Genomic DNA, 14,846 nt, shown 5'->3' with positions numbered 1-14,846 from the left:
GGTGCTCGGACCGCTTCAGATAGCCGGTGGGGCGAGGTTGTCCCGCCGGATGGGCCGCCAACTGCTCGGCGTGCTCGCGTTGCGGGCCAACACCACCCTGGCCACGGACTGGCTGGTCGATGCGCTGTGGCCCGGCAGTCCACCCCGCTCGGCCGAGTCCAACCTGCGCTCGTACCTCGCCGACATCCGCCGGGTGCTGCCCGGCTGGCTGACCTCAGGTCCCAACGGCCATGTACTCCGGGCAGCGGCCGACCAGTTGGACGTCCTGGCATTCGGCCGCGAGATCGAACTCGCTCGCGGCCTGACCGGCGCCGCGGCCGTGGCGGCGTACGGTCGGGCGCTCGCGCTCTGGCGGGGGCCGGTGCTGGCTGGTCTCTCGATCCCCGAGGCGGTGCGGATCGAGGCGCAGGTGCTGGAGGACCGTCGCCTCGACGTCACCGAGGACTGGTGTGCCGCACGCCTGGAGGCGGGTGACGATCCCGACTTGATCAGCGACCTGCAAGCCCTGGTCGAGCGCACGCCACTGCGTGAGCGCCGGTGGCAGCTACTGATGCTGGCGCAGTACCGGTCCGGCCGGCAGGCTGACGCGTTGGCCGGATTCCGCCGCCTGCAAGGGATTCTGGACGACGAGCTCGGGGTGGCGCCGAGCCCGCAGACGATCGACCTGCAGCGCCGGATCCAGCAACGAGATCCCGCGCTGTCCCGACCAGCACGGCGGCTCCTCGTCAGCTGCCGACCGCCGGTCCACACCTGGTCGGCCGCAAGAGCGCACTGGACGAGTTGAGTGAGGTACTGCCGGGTCTGGCTGTTGTCAGCGGCATGGCGGGAGTCGGCAAGACCGCCCTGGCCGTGCACTGGGCCCGGGCCGCAGCCGCCGACTACCCGGACGGCTGCCTGTACGTCGATCTGCGCGGGTACGGCCCTGGTCAGCCGCTGGAGCCCGCCGAGGTGCTGGCGGGCTTTCTGCGTGCCTTCGGAGTCACCGACCAGCCGACTGAGCTCACTGAGCTGGCTGCCCGCTATCGCACCGAGCTGGGAGCCCGCCGCGTACTGGTCGTCCTGGACAACGCTCGTGACATCAGCCAGGTCAGACCGCTCCTACCGGGCACTGGCGGCGTACTGGTCACTAGTCGCGATGCATTGGCTGGACTGGTCGCTCGCGACGGAGCCCGGCGGATCGACCTGGACGTGCTGACTCGCGACGACAGCCTGCGTCTGCTGCAGTCGATGGCTATCGGTGCCATCGAGCAGGATCCGGCCGCGGCGGACGAGCTGATCCACCTGTGTGGCCAGCTGCCGCTAGCACTCTGCATCGCGGCGGAGCTGGTCGTCGGACGCTCCGCCGGATCGCTGCGTGGGCTGGTGAGCGCCTTGACCGACGAGCATCACCGGCTGGATCGCCTGACCGCGGGCGGCGACCCGGCGACCGCAGTACGGTCGGTGTTCTCCTGGTCGGTGAAGTCGTTGCCTGCCGGTCCTGCCAGGGCTTTCGGGTTGCTGGGTTCCCATCCGGCGCGTGATCTTGCGCTGCCCGCGGTAGCCGCCTTGCTGGATGCCGATCCTTCGGAGACAGCTGACTGGCTGGATGCCTTGTACAGGGCGCATCTGGTGACAGTCGATGACGGTCGGTACGGCATGCACGACCTGCTGCGGGCCTATGCCCGGGACCTGACTGCACCCGATCAGCAACTGGAAGCGGTGGCGCGGCTGACCAGTCACTATCTCCGGACCGCGTCGGCGGCCATGGATCTGCTGTATCCGGGGGAGTTCGACCGGAGGCCGAGGATCGCGGCCGGTCTTGAAACCCGGTTCGGCGGCATGACCGAGGCGGATGACTGGTTCGCGGCGGAGATGCCCACGCTGGTCGCCGTGGCCGGCCTGGCAGCAGACCTGACCGGGGCTGACACCGAGCTGGACTCAGCCGGGCTGCTGGCGGACACGGTGTGGCGGCACATGTTCGTCAAGGGCTTCGGGGTCGAGGCGATGGCGCTGCACGGGTCTGCGCGCAGGGCCGCGCGGGCTCGCCGTGACCCGGGTGCCGAGGCGACGGCGGTCAAGCATCTCGGGGCGACCTACTACCTGAACGGTGACAACCAGCAGGCGCGACGACTCAGTGAGGAGTCGCTCCGGTTGAGCAGGCTGGCCGGTGACCGGATCGGGGAGGGCGGCAATCTGGTGAACCTCGGCCTGATGTGCTGGATCCTCGGCGATCCGTGGGCGGCACTCGAGTACCAGGTGCAGGCGCTCGCGATCCAGCGCGAGGTCGGCAACCGGGTCAGCGAAGGCCATGTCCTGCTCAACATCGGGTTGCTCGACTTCGTCCAGGGCCGGCTTCGGAAGGCTCGCTCGATGTACGAGGCGGCCCTCGTGATCAACCGCGAAGCGGGCGACCCGTACGGCGAGTACCTCACCCTGGACAGCCTCGGATCGGTGCTGCTGAGACTCGGCAAGCCACAGGAGGCCCTCGAGCGGTACCAGGCGTCGGTGACGATTTGCCACACGCTGGGCAGCGAGCCGGGGCAACTGAGTGGCCGGCGGGCCGTGGCAGCCGCTCTGACCCGCCTCGGCCGGTACGACGAAGCGGCCGACCACCTCCGCACCGTGCTGGAGGTGATGGCCGCGACGGGTCACCGTGAGCTCGCCCGGGCTCTCAACGACCTTGCGAACCTCGATCGGGCCCGTGGCGACCTGTCGGCCGCCACGACTCACCACGACGAGGCTGTGGAGCTGGCCCGCAAGGACAGTGACCGCTATCTGGAGGTCGAGATCCTCAACGACAGTGCCCTCACACTCGATGCCAAGGGCAACCATGAGCAGGCGGCGGCCTGCCGGGCGACGGTCAAGACGCTGGCGGCCGAGATCGGCGCCTATTACGAACAGGTCCGCGCCACCCGGCAGGGCGTAGTACCGGCTTCTCAGTAGTTGACCAGGACGATCGTGGTGCCGGCGATCGAGGTGTTGAGCGGGCACTGGACGTGCGAGGTGCCGCTGCCCGGGCCGTAGGCGGCGCTGCCGTTCTGGTGGGTGATCATGCCGTTGGGGCGTTCGCAGTCGGCGCGCAGGTACCAGTACGACGAGTTGTCGTCGTAGCAGGTCGCCGACTCCCAGCGCTGCGATTGGTTGTAGCCGTACGTGCAGTTGCCGACGATGGCGGCCGACGCTGGGATCGCGGTCATCGCCACCAGGGCGGAGCCGCCGATGGTGGCGAGTGCGAGGCTGGTACGGAACGTTCGGGTGAGAGACATCGGACCTCCAGGAGCGGAATCGGCGTGTTCCTGGAGATGGTTGTTCACCGGCGCATACGCCGGCGCACACAGGGGGTGGTCAGAAGATCTCCAGGCTGAGCGGGGCGACCGGCCAGCTGAAGGCCGCGGTGGCTTGGATCAGGGCTCCGGGGGTGTGCTCGGTGACGCGGCCGGTGGCGGCGTACTCGGACAGTTGGCGGCCACCCAGGTAGGTCGCGCCGAGCTCGGTCACTGACAGGCTGAGGTCGGCTGGGGCGTCGGTGGGCTCGCAGCTTGCCGTCTGGCTGTCGGCAGTCAGGCGGAAGCGGCCGGTGTTGGCGGGGATCAGCTCGTCGGTGACGTCGAGGACGAGATCGACGGCAACGGCGTACCGGCGTTGTTCGAGGGCGCGGGGGACGTCGGTGACCCGGACCCAGAGGGATTCGCTGACCCGCCGGTTGAGGGCGGTCGGGGTGGTGACGAGCTGCTGGAGCGGCTCGTCGACGGCGGCGAACCCGAACTCGAGGCTGCCGGCCAGATCGAGCGTCAGCAGGTGCTGCCAAAGGGCTTGGTACGCCCTCGGGGTGAGCGCGACGAGCTCCTCCAGATGTACCTCGTTTGCCGGGCCGGTCGCGGTCCAGTGCATCTTGCCGCGCCAGAGTGCATACCCGTCGATGGTGCCGCTCTCGTCGCGGTGCACCAGGATCTGCCGCGCTGTCTTGCCACCGCGCTCGTCCGGCTTGTCCTCCAGATGCTGCTGCCACTTGAGATCGGACCGCCCGGACACCCCCGGCCGCCGCTCCTGCAGCGCCTGCAGCAACGGCGCCAGCTCCTTGATCGCACCTTCAGCCGGCAACTCACTGATCTCGCCAGGACGGGCCTTCACCTTCGAGGGCCCGACCCGGTGCAGATCGACCTCGTACGACAGTCCCCACGCGGCCGCGGCATACCCGAACCGCCCGTAGATCCCCGATTCGCTGGCCCACAACACAGCAATGGCTTCCGGTACTTCGCGCAGCTGCCGGCTGATCAACTCCGCCATGATCCCGCGCCTGCGATGTGTCGCCTTGACCCCGACGCCGGTCACATGCGCCGCCGGGACGACGGCGCCCGGCACCGACAGGTCTCTCGTCAACGCCCGGGTCGTCCCCACGATCGCCGCCCCGTCGGTCACCACCAGCGCCCGCTCCGGCTCGAACATCTGCGGCCCGAACTCGTCCGCCCCCGGCTCGAACATCATCGCCCCGGCGAAGACACTCCGCAGTTCCTCGTAGTCCCCGCCAACGGCCGCCCGCACGGTGAAGTCGCTCATGCCCGCATCTTCACACGCCCCACCGACAACAGTCAGCAGGCCTCGAGGACGAAGAAGATGAAGCAGATCATCTTGGCCGGGTGGTCGACGCCCGGTGGGCGGAGCTCGAGCGGGGTGTCGGGGGAGATCGGGGGCTCGCTGATGAGGGAGATCCGGAAGCCGGCCGCGGCGAAGGCGTCCGCCATCGCGTGAAGCGGGCGATGCCAGTTCGTGTAGGTGACCGTGCGGCCGGCGTGTTCGGCGTCGTAGGAGAACTCGACGGTGTCGAAGTACCGGCCGTCGGGGTTGAGCGCCGTGTAGACGATCGGGTGGTTCACCGACATGATCAGGCGGCCGCCCGGCTTCAGGATCCGGCGGAGCTCGGCGAGTGGCTCGGTCCAGTCCTGCAGGTAGTGCAGGACGAGGGAGGCGACGACGTCGTCGAAGGCGGCATCGTCGTACGGGAGCGGCTTGGCCAGATCGGCGACGGTCAGCTCGACGTCCTCGCCGAGCCTCCGGCGGGCCAGTTCGATCATTCCGGCGCTCAGGTCGAAGCCGCTCACGATCGCGCCGCGGTCACGGAGCGCGGCCAGCAACGGCGCGGAGCCACAGCCGGCCTCGAGGATGTGGCGGCCGGCCACGTCGCCGGCGAGGTTCACCATCGCCGGTCGTTCGTAGTGGCCGTTGAGCAGGTTGATCTCGTTGTCCGCGGAGTACGCCTCGGCGAACTCGTCGAAATCTGTCTTCGGCACCGAATGCTCCTTGTGTCGGCAGGTGAACGGCGATGGGCTCTAGGCGACGGTGCCGATCCAGTCGGGTGGGGTCGGGTCGGCGGTGAAGGCGACGAAGATCGAGTTCTCGTCGCCTGGCTGCAGCGGGTCGAACAGGACCAGGGCGACGCCCGGGCCGGGCATCGCGGAGCGGTTGGTGCTGCGCCGCTTCACCCAGCGGTCGGTGCCGTTGGCATCGGTGAACTTCACCACGATGTCCGCGCCGACGGTCGTCTTGTGGCCCTCGGAGTTCTGGCTCGTCACGACAGTGACCTGGGTGATCGTGCCCGCCACCCGGCGGCCCTGGGTCAGCAGCCGGTTCCGGTTGGCGATCTGCAGGCGCAGGCGGCGGTTGTACTTGATCGCGTACCAGACCACGAGCACCGCGATGACGATGAGCAGGGCCGGCAGCCAGATGTCGGCGTAGTACGCGATCCAGGAGAAGACACCCCAGTCCTCGTCGGTGTGGAAGGACGGATCGATCTGCGTCCCGACCTCGAGTGGCTCGGTCCAGCTCTGCGCGTGGATCGTGACGGCAACGGCAACGGCGACGAGCCCGATCGGCGCAAGGACCGACGGCTGCTTCTCGCCCCCGCGGTACCGCTGCAGGAACATACTCGACAGCCCGGCGGCCGCGATCGTACCGATGATGCCCACGGTCAGCGCGATGCCCATCGTGGCCGGTCCCCAGAAGTCGGGAAACACGTCCCGATCGTCGAAGACACTGTCGATGATCGAGTGCCGGATGAAGTCGGCCATCGCGCCGATGCCCAGGCCGAGCACCGCCGCACACCCCACCTGCACCACAGCGAACACAACCGCCGCGACGAGCATCCCCGGCTGCCCTACGTACCGCTGCTGCTTCGCGCGTCGTTCCGCCGCCGGATCCACCGTGCTCATATCGATCCCCCTTCAGCCCCAGCCTGAAGAGGAAACCCTACCCACGACTCGTGCCACCGGCCGCTGCTACCAGACGAGTTCATCCAGGTGGTTTTGGCCGGAAAGCAGGAGACCTACGCGGTCCCGCGCCGCTTCGCGGATTTCAGGCTGGGGGTGATGTGCGTAGATGGCGAGCTCGACGTACATGTCGTAGAAGTTCAACCGCTCGCGCAGTTGCTCGCGCTCGAACAGCTCCGGGTACGCGCTGTGCAGCCATCCGGGGACCTCTGCGAGTGTGGTCTCGTCGAGCCCTTGTTCGTCGGGTGTGGGTGGGTACTCTCGCGCCTTCGCGCACCAGCGCAGGATGGTGTCGAGCTCGACATCCGCCGGCTGAGCCACCGCCTCCGCGAAGTCGATCAGACCGGTGACGCGTCCTTGGTCGACGATCACGTTGGATCCGTGGAGATCACCATGGACGAGGACGGGGTCGTCCGCGGCGAACAAATCCAGCCGCTCCTCGATCCAATCGGCGACGTCCGCGAGCAGGCGCGAGTCATGACCGGGCAATCGCCGGGCAGCCTCGACCTGCTGGAGCGTCGCGCTCACCACGGGCGGGTGGAACGCAGGCCACGGCTTGCCGGCGAGCGCGTCGACCAGCCAGGGTGGCATCAGATCGGCCGGGACAGGAACGCGGTGGAGTGCGCGCAACGCAGCGCCGAGGCTCTCGATCATCGCTTGGCGGGTATCCGAGTCCGCCGCCGGCCACGCGTCGTACAGGGTCCGGCCGGGCAGGCGTTCGGAGATGTACCACGGCCCATCCGGACCGTCGCCATGGGCGATGCGCCGGGCGTGCGGCACCTCGCTGCCGGCGAGCAGGTCGACGACCGCAGCCTCGTGGCGATACGCGTCGCGGAACTGCCCGTTGTTCAGCCGTACGACGTACTCGTCGCCGACCCACACCCGACTGACCCAGCCGGCCTTCGAAACAAAGCGCCCGCTCGCAGGCAGCCCAGCAGCCGCCAACGTCCGCGGTAGCACCGGATCGGTCATGACCGCGAGCCTATTCTCTACCCCTCTCCCGACACCTGGGCTGTCACATCCGCGTGGGCTGTTCTGTCTGTCTGGTACCCACTAGAGAGGATGGTTCTGCATGTCCTATCCGGACCAGGTCTATTTCGGTGAGGGTGGCGAGGTCAGCGCGCAGTTCCGCCCGGCGAACACCCCGATCGACACCGGCGAGCCGGACAACGGCATCCACTACCTGGCGACTACCGAGACCACCCGCGGCGAGTTCGGCCTCTACCGCGTCCTCATGAAACCCCACGCCGGCGGCCCGGCGACACACTTCCACCGCCGCATCTCGGAGTCGTTCTTCATCCTCGGCGGAACGGTCCGCCTGTTCAACGGCGACAAATGGGTCGAGGCGGAGGAGGGCGACTTCCTGCACGTACCACAGGGCGGCTTACATGCCTTCCGCAACGACTCCGACGCCCCCGCAGACATGCTCCTGCTGTTCACCCCGGGCGCTCCCCGCGAAGAGTACTTCGAACAAATAGCCCACATCACCGCAGAGGAACGCACCGCCTTCCTCGACAAGCACGACTCTTACTTCCCCAACCAGCTTTAGCGAACTGGCAGCGCTGCGCTTGACCAACGCCCGTTGCAGGGCGGTTGCCCTTGCAAAACCATTGGTGAAGCGACTTGCTCCGCTGATGTACTGATGGCGACCGTGAGTCTGTCCCGTGTCGGAGGTAGTAGTTGTGACGAGCTACAACGAGCTTGCCGAGGTGTACGAGTGGCTTATCTCGGATGCGAAGCTGGCCCCGGCCGAGTTCGTTGCGTCGTTCGACGACGTCGTCAGTCTGCTGCCGCCGAACGCTGACGTCCTCGACTGTTCGTGTGGAACCGGACAGTTGGCGGTCGGCCTCGCCGGTCTTGGCCTGCAGGTGGTCGCAACTGACGCCAGCGAAGCGATGGTTCGTCGGACTGCGGAGCTGGCTGAGGAATTCGGGGCATCTGTCCGGACAGTGCGGGCGGACTGGCAAGAGTTGCCCGACCACTTCGATGACGGCACCTTCGACATGGTGTTCTGCGTCGGCAACTCGCTGCACCATGCCGTGGGTACGAGCGGCAGGGTTGCCGCTCTGGAGTCGATGTCACGGCTTCTGCGCACCGGCGGCCGCTTGGTACTCACCTCCCGCACGTGGGAACTCGTACGGGCCAGAGGTTCCCGGCTCGACATCAGCGACCATCTTGTCCGCCGGAACGGTCGCGACGCCGTCGTGATCTACCGCTGGGAGATTGCGTCACAGTGGGAGGAGGAGCACCACATCGAGATCGCGATCGCGCAAGTCGATGCGACTGGGCCGGTTCTCGTCCGCTCGGAACTGCTGTCGTGCTGGCCCTACCGATACGACGACCTCACAACCGAGCTGCACCAGGTCGGACTCCTTCCGGAAAGAAGCACGTACAACCCCGAGGCCGAGAACTACATGGTGGTGGCAAGCAAGGTATAGCCTCTGGCGGATTGGAAAGCCCGCATCTCAGCGGGCCCGGGTTCACCGCTCGCCTTATCGAACATCTGGCCGGATGATCGATCCCATGCAACGTGGTCCAGCGCCGCCTCAACGCCGTCCGCGGAGCCGCGCACGGCAGGTCGCCACGGATGCCTTGGGTGTAGCGGTGGTCGGGCTCGTAGTCCTCGGCCTCTTCTACGTCGGGATTGCCTTCCTCACCCGTAACTTCAAGTTCCCGCAGCACCAGGTCGACCGCGGGCCTACGGAACTGACGCGCGGCTGCGTCACCACCGGTGCGGTCCACCGCAGCGAGATAGGCAAGGTCGACGACTTCATCGAAGTACGTCTGCAGGCCGAGCGTTGTCCGGCGGAACTTCGTGATGCGCTGCGCGTAACCAGCTCGACCACCCCGACCGCTCCGACGACCAGCACCGGGGTGCCGCAGAGCATCGGACCTCGGGTGCGGGTCGATCTGACCGCGCCGGGCTTCGAAGACCTCACTGCGGTGACGCCGGCAGAGCGTGTCGTCACCGCTGCTACTCCTGCGGTGTGGTCATGGCAGGTACAGCCAACGCAGGCCGGGGACTTCGTGTTCTCGCTGGTGGTGTCCGTTCTGGACTCGCGGTCCAACCTCGTCATGTACGCCAACGATCCCTTGCAGATCAGGGTTCATGTGGAGCCGGTCGCGGCGAAGTCGAAGTCGTTGGGCCGAAAAGCCGAGGACGCGGGCAAAGCGGCCTACCGCTTCGTACTGGCAGGGGCCGGACTCGTCGCCGCGCTCGTCGGAGCGGTCCTGGGAGTGCGGCAATTGCGCCGGCACAATGAGGCCTCGAGGGAAAAGGCCGCCCGAGACGAGGCCCGGTACCGCGAGCACTACCCCCAACACGCTGATCGCCTCCGAGCACGTGCCCGGTCTGTTCGCCGCCGCAAGCGCAGTTGATGAGGCTGCACCAGGCAGCCAGATCGACATCTTCGGTGGCCGGCCCCGACAGAAGATGCTCCGGCGGTTCAACGAGCCGGGCGCGCCGGGTCCTCGCAACGTGCTCAGCCTGGCGTGGGGAGCGTAGGGGTCAGCGGATGACGGGGATGTCGCCGGTGTTGTCTGCGTCCAGGGCTGCCGGGGTGTCGGGGGCCTTGGGGTGGTTGTGTTCCGCCTCGTCCAGGGCGAGTTCTTCCTTGAAGACGAACTTGCGGTAGGACCAGAAGCGGAACAGGGTGCCGAGTCCGAGGCCGATCACGTTGGCGGAGATGTTGTCGGCCAGCGCATTGTGGAGGTCGAGCACGTAGCGGGAGAAGCCGAGGCAGCCGGCGGCGATCAGCAGGCCGATGCCGTTCAGGACGAAGAAGAGGACGTACTCGCGGTGCAGGCCGGTGCGCTCGCGGTGCCGCCAGGTCCAGTGCCGGTTGCCCAGGTACGTCGCGATCGTGGCGGCGGTGACCGAGATGAACTTCGCGGTCAGCGGCTTGTGGTGGAAGACACCGTCACCCGGCGTACCGAACACGAGCGGGTTGTCGAAGACCAGCCAGTTGTAGATCGGCAGGTCGACGATCAGGCCGAGCAGTCCGACCAGACCGAACTTCGCCGCTTCGTGCACCAGGTGCTCGACCTGGCGGTACAGCTTTGTGACGATCTTCAACGGTCCTGGAGACTCTCTGTGAACACGGACTTCTGGGTGAGGGCAGTTTCCAAGGTACCCGGCAAGCAGTCCGACGCTGAAATCCAGCGCGAAAAGTCATCCCTAAGAGTGACCCGATCGGCCCGCCCCAGGCGGGAGCAGGTCAGCACATTAGGCTCCACCCGTGAAGTTCAAGCGTGAAGACCTGCCGGTGGGCACCCCGGTCGTGGGCATGGTCGGCGGCGGCCAGCTGGCCCGGATGACCCAGGAGGCCGCGATCGCGCTGGGGATCCAGCTGCGCGTCCTGGCCGAGGGCCCGACCGTCTCCGCCGCTCAGGCGGTCGCCGACGCCCCCGTAGGCGACTACCGCGACCCCGAGACCGTACGCCGGTTCGCCGCCGAGACCGATGTGGTGACCTTCGACCACGAGCACGTACCCACCGAGCTGCTGCGAGCGCTCGAAGCGGAGGGGGTCAAGGTCCGCCCCGGCCCCGACGCCCTCGTGCACGCCCAGGACAAGGCGGTGATGCGGGCGCGTCTGGACACCATCGACGCCCCAGCGCCGGCCCACCAGGTGGTCGCCACCAAGGCCGACATCGAGGACTTCGCCAAGCGCATCGGCGGCTTCCCGATCATCCTGAAGACGACCCGCGGCGGGTACGACGGCAAGGGCGTCTGGGTCTGTACCAGCGCAGACGACCCGGTCGTCGACGAGGCGTTCGCCACCAAGGTGCCGATCCTGGCCGAGGAGAAGGTCGACTTCGTCCGCGAGCTGTCCGCGATCGTCGCCCGCTCCCCGCACGGCCAGGCGGTCGCGTACCCGATCGTGGAGTCGGTCCAGAAGGACGGCATCTGCGTCGAGGTCACCGCCCCCGCCCCGGACCTCGACCCCGACAAGGCCGCGCGTGCCCAGCAGACGGCCCTCACCATCGCCGGTGAGCTGGGCGTCGTCGGCATCCTCGCGGTCGAGATGTTCGAGGCCCGCGACGGACGCCTGCTGGTGAACGAGCTGGCGATGCGCCCGCACAACACCGGGCACTGGTCGATCGAGGGCGCGGTCACCAGCCAGTTCGAGAACCACCTGCGCGCAGTACTGGATCTGCCCCTCGGCTCACCGGCCGCGCGGGCGCCGTACACGGTGATGGTGAACGTGCTCGGCGGCGACGTCGAGGACATGCACCTCGGGCTGCTGCACTGTATGGCCCGCGACCCGGGCCTCAAGGTCCACTTCTACGGCAAGTCCGTGAAGCCCGGCCGCAAGGTCGGCCACGTCACGGCGTACGGCGATGACCTGGCCGAGGTCCGCGAGCGCGCGCGGCACGCGGCGGCGTACCTGACCGGCACGATCGACGAATAGGGCGAACAGTATGACCGTGGGAATCCTGATGGGGTCGGACTCGGACTGGCCGACGATGAAGGCGGCCGCCGAGGTGTGCGTCGAGTTCGACGTGCCCTTCGAGGCAGACGTTCTGTCGGCGCACCGGATGCCGGTCGAGATGATCGACTACGGAAAGTCCGCGCACGAGCGGGGCCTGAAGGTGCTGATCGCGGGAGCCGGTGGCGCGGCCCACCTGCCGGGCATGCTCGCGTCCGTCACGCCGCTGCCCGTGATCGGCGTACCGGTGCCGTTGAAGTACCTCGACGGGATGGACTCGCTGCTGTCGATCGTGCAGATGCCGGCCGGGGTTCCGGTTGCCACGGTGTCGATCGGGAACGCTCGTAATGCCGGGCTGCTGGCGGTCCGGATACTCGCCGCGTTCGACGAGAAGCTGCTGGCGAAGATGACCGCGTTCCAGGAGAACCTCGCCGAGGTGGCGCGGGCCAAGGGCAGTACTGTGCGTGATGGCGCGGCAGAGCTGCGTAAAAGCTGACACTCACACGGTTTTCCACAGACCTGGGGCGGGTAGCCGTGAGATTCCAACCATTGTCGTCTAAGGTCGTCGATCGTGACTCCGCCGGCAGAACCGGATACGCAGCGCATCCCGGTCCGTTACTGGATCTGGCTGTTCGGTGCTGTCGTGTCCCTGCTCGGCGATTTGACGATGACTTTTGCCATCGGCTGGTCGGCCAGCCGGCACGGTGGCCAGGTCGCCGGACTGGTGCTCCTGGTGGCTGCGGCGCCGCGTGCGGTGCTGCTGCTGATCGGCGGCGCGGTGGGCGATCGGTACGGCGCACCCAAGGTCCTGCTGGCCAGCTGTATCGCGATGTTCGCGGTCACGACCGCGTTGGTCCCGACCACCCTGGCGATCGGTGAGCCGATCAGCCTGCTGCTGGTCACGGCGCTGGTCGTAGGCATCATCGATGCGTTCTTCCTGCCGGCGTCCCGCTCGATGCCCCGCCTGCTGGTGCAGCCGGAGCTCATCCCACGGGCCCTCGCAAGCTTCCAGGTCACGGGCGTCGTCTTCGCAGTCACCGGTACCGCGGTAGGCGGCGTCCTGGTCGCGTGGTCAGGGCTGACCGCCGCGGCGGGCTTCGACGCGCTGACGTTCGCCGTCATGATCGTCGTGCTGCTCTCACTGCGGAACACACCGGCCGGCGCGACCGGGCCACGCACCGGGATGCTGCGGTCGATCGTGGACGGGGTGAAGGTGGCGTTCGGCCGGCCACTGACTCGCGCGTTGCTGATCACCATGACGCTGGCGGCCGGCCTGTTGATGCCGCTCGACGCATTGCTGCTTCCCTTGCTGGCAAGGGATCACGGCTGGAGCGCGTCGACCGCCGGTCTGCTCGTCGCCAGCCGCAGCCTGGGCGTCGGCGTGATCGCGCTGCGCATCCTCGCTCGCGGTGCCTTCGCCCGGCCCGGTGTCTTCGCCGCGCTCGGCCTGATCCTGGCCGGCGTCGGTCTGCTCGGCCTTTCGGCGCTAGACCCTTTACCACTGACTTTCCTGGCCGGCGTCGTCAGCGGTATCGGCGTCGGCACCTTCACCGGGCACGTGTTGCCGCTGCTGATGAACTCGGTCGAGCGTGAGTACCAGTCCCGCCTGCAGTCCGTGGTCGTGCTCTGCCAGAGCCTCGCGCTCGTCGTGATGAACCCGGTGCTGGGCAGCTTCGCGGACCTGGACGGGGTGGGCATCACCGGTGTCTGTCTCGGCATCGGCGTCCTGTCGGCGCTGATCGGCCTGTTCGCCCTCACCCGCCCCGTCCTCCGCAGTGCAACCGTTTCTTAGGGCAAAGGTCAGCTAGGGCCTGCCGGGAGCCCGGTAGATCCAGCCCGCGTCGCGCCACTTCTGCGCGTCCAGGGTGAGCCGGGCGTCGACCACGATCGGTGCCTCGACGACGCCTCGCAGCGCGGCCGGGTCGAGTTCGCGGAACTCCGGCCACTCGGTCAGGTGCAGGACGAGATGCGCGCCCTCGCAGGCGTCGGCGGCGGAGTCGGCGTACCGGAAGGTCGGCCGGACCTTGCGGGCGTTCTCCATCGCTTCGGGGTCGTAGACGGTGACGGTCGCGCCGTGCAGCTGGATCCGGCCGGCGATGTCGAGCGCGGGCGAGTCGCGGACGTCGTCCGTACCGGCCTTGAACGCCGCGCCGAGCACGGTCACGTTCTTGCCGATCCAGTCGGCGCCGAGCATCTCGTGCACCACGCTCACGATCCGCCCGCGCCGGTGCTGGTTGATGTCGTCGACCTCGCGCAGCAGCGTGATGATCTCCTCCACGCCGAGCTCACCGGCCCGGGCCATGAACGAGCGCAGGTCCTTCGGCAGGCAGCCGCCGCCGTAGCCGGGGCCGGCATTCAGCATGCCGCGGCCGATCCGCTTGTCGTAACCGAGCGCGTCGGCCAGCAGCGTGACGTCCGCGCCGGTCGCGTCGGCGAGGCCGGCGAGCGCGTTGATGAAGGAGATCTTCGTTGCCAGAAAGGCGTTCGCGCCGCCCTTGACGATCTCGGCGGTGGGCAGGTTGCAGACCACGACCGGCGAGCCGCCGGCGATCGGCTTGGCGAAAACCTCGCGCAGCTTGGCCTCCGCGGCCGCGGACTGTACGCCGAACACGAGCCGGTCGGGCGCCAGGGTGTCATCCACCCCGTGGGCCTCGCGCAGGAACTCGGGCTGCCAGGCGATCTCGACCTGCGAGCCGGCCGGCGCCTCGGCGTGGAAGCGAGCCTCGACGATCTTCGAAGTACCGACCGGGACGGTGGATCGGCCGACCACCAGCGTGGGCTTGGTCAGCAGCGGGGCCAGCATGTTGATGACTGAGTGGACCTGGGCCAGGTCGGCGGAGTCGCTGCCCTCGAGCTGCGGCGTACCGACGCAGATGAAGTGCACGTCGGCCCAGTCGGCGATCTCGGTGTAGTCCTTGGTGAACCGCAGCCGGCCGGAGTCGGTGTGCTTCTTCAGCAACGGGTCCAGGCCGGGTTCGTACAGCGGCGCCTTGCCGTCGTTGAGCAGCTTCAGCCGGTGCTCGTCGATCTCGACGCCGATCACGTCGAAGCCGAACTCGGCCATCCCCGCGGCCGTGTTGGCGCCGAGGTAGTTGGTGCCGATCACCGCGATCCGCAGCGGTCGCGCAGTGCCTTCAGTCATGCGGGGGACTCTACCGATCGCGGTTATCGCCCG

15 protein-coding genes are annotated in these 14,846 nt (G+C 68.0%); 8 read left to right on the top strand and 7 right to left on the bottom strand.

What is annotated here, in order from left to right; all coding sequences use genetic code 11:
• Window positions 1–49: 49 nt before the first annotated feature.
• Both AB0M15_RS16875 and AB0M15_RS16870 read left to right on the top strand, forming a co-directional pair.
• Window positions 50–784, top strand: a complete 735-nt coding sequence (locus tag AB0M15_RS16875; RefSeq protein WP_363819063.1) for an AfsR/SARP family transcriptional regulator — start codon at window positions 50–52, stop codon at window positions 782–784.
• The gene (locus AB0M15_RS16870) at window positions 781–2,922 is read left to right on the top strand and encodes a tetratricopeptide repeat protein (protein WP_363819060.1); all 2,142 of its coding nucleotides are present in this window, start codon (window positions 781–783) and stop codon (window positions 2,920–2,922) included. The genes AB0M15_RS16875 and AB0M15_RS16870 overlap by 4 nt, the downstream gene beginning before the upstream one ends.
• Here AB0M15_RS16870 and AB0M15_RS16865 read toward each other — a convergent pair.
• The 5 genes from AB0M15_RS16865 to AB0M15_RS16845 all read right to left on the bottom strand — a co-directional run bounded on the left by AB0M15_RS16865 (window position 2,916) and on the right by AB0M15_RS16845 (window position 7,214).
• Complete coding sequence (locus tag AB0M15_RS16865; protein WP_363819058.1) at window positions 2,916–3,245, bottom strand: hypothetical protein; 330 nt, start codon at window positions 3,243–3,245, stop codon at window positions 2,916–2,918. The genes AB0M15_RS16870 and AB0M15_RS16865 overlap by 7 nt on opposite strands.
• Before the next feature lie 79 nt (window positions 3,246–3,324).
• Window positions 3,325–4,536, bottom strand: coding sequence for a GNAT family N-acetyltransferase (locus AB0M15_RS16860; protein WP_363819055.1), 1,212 nt, complete (start codon window positions 4,534–4,536; stop codon window positions 3,325–3,327).
• 32 nt (window positions 4,537–4,568) lie between these two features.
• Window positions 4,569–5,267, bottom strand: a complete 699-nt coding sequence (locus tag AB0M15_RS16855) for a class I SAM-dependent methyltransferase (protein ID WP_363819052.1) — start codon at window positions 5,265–5,267, stop codon at window positions 4,569–4,571.
• Between the two features lie 39 nt (window positions 5,268–5,306).
• Window positions 5,307–6,185 carry a hypothetical protein gene (locus tag AB0M15_RS16850; protein ID WP_363819049.1) on the bottom strand — a complete coding sequence of 293 codons (879 nt, stop codon included), beginning with the start codon at window positions 6,183–6,185 and terminating at the stop codon, window positions 5,307–5,309.
• A 66-nt stretch (window positions 6,186–6,251) separates the two neighbouring features.
• Window positions 6,252–7,214, bottom strand: a complete 963-nt coding sequence (locus tag AB0M15_RS16845) for an aminoglycoside phosphotransferase family protein (RefSeq protein ID WP_363819047.1) — start codon at window positions 7,212–7,214, stop codon at window positions 6,252–6,254.
• A gap of 100 nt (window positions 7,215–7,314) precedes the next feature.
• On the opposite strand from AB0M15_RS16845, the gene AB0M15_RS16840 reads away from it, so the two are divergent.
• The 3 genes from AB0M15_RS16840 (at window position 7,315) to AB0M15_RS16830 (ending at window position 9,620) form a co-directional block, all read left to right on the top strand.
• Window positions 7,315–7,791, top strand: coding sequence for a cupin domain-containing protein (locus tag AB0M15_RS16840; protein WP_363819044.1), 477 nt, complete (start codon window positions 7,315–7,317; stop codon window positions 7,789–7,791).
• 133 nt (window positions 7,792–7,924) lie between these two features.
• Complete coding sequence (locus AB0M15_RS16835; protein WP_363819042.1) at window positions 7,925–8,680, top strand: class I SAM-dependent methyltransferase; 756 nt, start codon at window positions 7,925–7,927, stop codon at window positions 8,678–8,680.
• Window positions 8,681–8,765: 85 nt separating this feature from the next.
• Window positions 8,766–9,620: a hypothetical protein gene (locus tag AB0M15_RS16830; protein WP_363819040.1), complete on the top strand. Its 855-nt coding sequence runs from the start codon at window positions 8,766–8,768 to the stop codon at window positions 9,618–9,620.
• Window positions 9,621–9,750: 130 nt separating this feature from the next.
• On the opposite strand, the gene AB0M15_RS16825 is transcribed toward AB0M15_RS16830, so the two are convergent.
• The gene (locus AB0M15_RS16825; protein WP_363819037.1) at window positions 9,751–10,317 is read right to left on the bottom strand and encodes a GtrA family protein; all 567 of its coding nucleotides are present in this window, start codon (window positions 10,315–10,317) and stop codon (window positions 9,751–9,753) included.
• A 163-nt stretch (window positions 10,318–10,480) separates the two neighbouring features.
• Between AB0M15_RS16825 and AB0M15_RS16820 the strand changes: the two genes are divergently transcribed.
• From AB0M15_RS16820 to AB0M15_RS16810, 3 genes are all read left to right on the top strand, one after another.
• Entirely contained in the window at window positions 10,481–11,653 is a 1,173-nt protein-coding gene (locus AB0M15_RS16820; protein WP_363819035.1) for a 5-(carboxyamino)imidazole ribonucleotide synthase, read from the top strand.
• A gap of 10 nt (window positions 11,654–11,663) precedes the next feature.
• Complete coding sequence (gene purE / locus AB0M15_RS16815) at window positions 11,664–12,167, top strand: 5-(carboxyamino)imidazole ribonucleotide mutase (RefSeq protein ID WP_363819033.1); 504 nt, start codon at window positions 11,664–11,666, stop codon at window positions 12,165–12,167.
• 75 nt (window positions 12,168–12,242) lie between these two features.
• Entirely contained in the window at window positions 12,243–13,463 is a 1,221-nt protein-coding gene (locus tag AB0M15_RS16810; protein WP_363819030.1) for an MFS transporter, read from the top strand.
• 12 nt (window positions 13,464–13,475) lie between these two features.
• On the opposite strand, the gene AB0M15_RS16805 is transcribed toward AB0M15_RS16810, so the two are convergent.
• Window positions 13,476–14,813 (bottom strand): UDP-glucose/GDP-mannose dehydrogenase family protein, encoded by a 1,338-nt coding sequence (locus tag AB0M15_RS16805; protein WP_363819028.1) that lies wholly within the window; start codon window positions 14,811–14,813, stop codon window positions 13,476–13,478.
• Window positions 14,814–14,846 lie beyond the last annotated feature (33 nt).

Origin of the sequence: Kribbella sp. NPDC051718, from assembly GCF_040681515.1 — a bacterium.
GTDB lineage: Bacteria > Actinomycetota > Actinomycetes > Propionibacteriales > Kribbellaceae > Kribbella.
The sequence above is the reverse complement of the archived record's forward strand: the minus strand, read 5'-3'. Positions and strand labels throughout refer to the sequence as shown.

Bases quoted from the DNA above. Each gene is read 5' to 3' on its own strand.
- AB0M15_RS16875 (WP_363819063.1), top strand. From the start codon at position 50: ATGGGCCGCCAACTGCTCGGCGTGCTCGCGTTGCGGGCCAACACCACC.
- AB0M15_RS16865 (WP_363819058.1), bottom strand. From the start codon at position 3,245: ATGTCTCTCACCCGAACGTTCCGTACCAGCCTCGCACTCGCCACCATC.
- AB0M15_RS16860 (WP_363819055.1), bottom strand. From the start codon at position 4,536: ATGAGCGACTTCACCGTGCGGGCGGCCGTTGGCGGGGACTACGAGGAA.
- AB0M15_RS16850 (WP_363819049.1), bottom strand. From the start codon at position 6,185: ATGAGCACGGTGGATCCGGCGGCGGAACGACGCGCGAAGCAGCAGCGG.
- AB0M15_RS16845 (WP_363819047.1), bottom strand. From the start codon at position 7,214: ATGACCGATCCGGTGCTACCGCGGACGTTGGCGGCTGCTGGGCTGCCT.
- AB0M15_RS16840 (WP_363819044.1), top strand. From the start codon at position 7,315: ATGTCCTATCCGGACCAGGTCTATTTCGGTGAGGGTGGCGAGGTCAGC.
- AB0M15_RS16830 (WP_363819040.1), top strand. From the start codon at position 8,766: ATGCAACGTGGTCCAGCGCCGCCTCAACGCCGTCCGCGGAGCCGCGCA.
- purE (WP_363819033.1), top strand. From the start codon at position 11,664: ATGACCGTGGGAATCCTGATGGGGTCGGACTCGGACTGGCCGACGATG.
- AB0M15_RS16805 (WP_363819028.1), bottom strand. From the start codon at position 14,813: ATGACTGAAGGCACTGCGCGACCGCTGCGGATCGCGGTGATCGGCACC.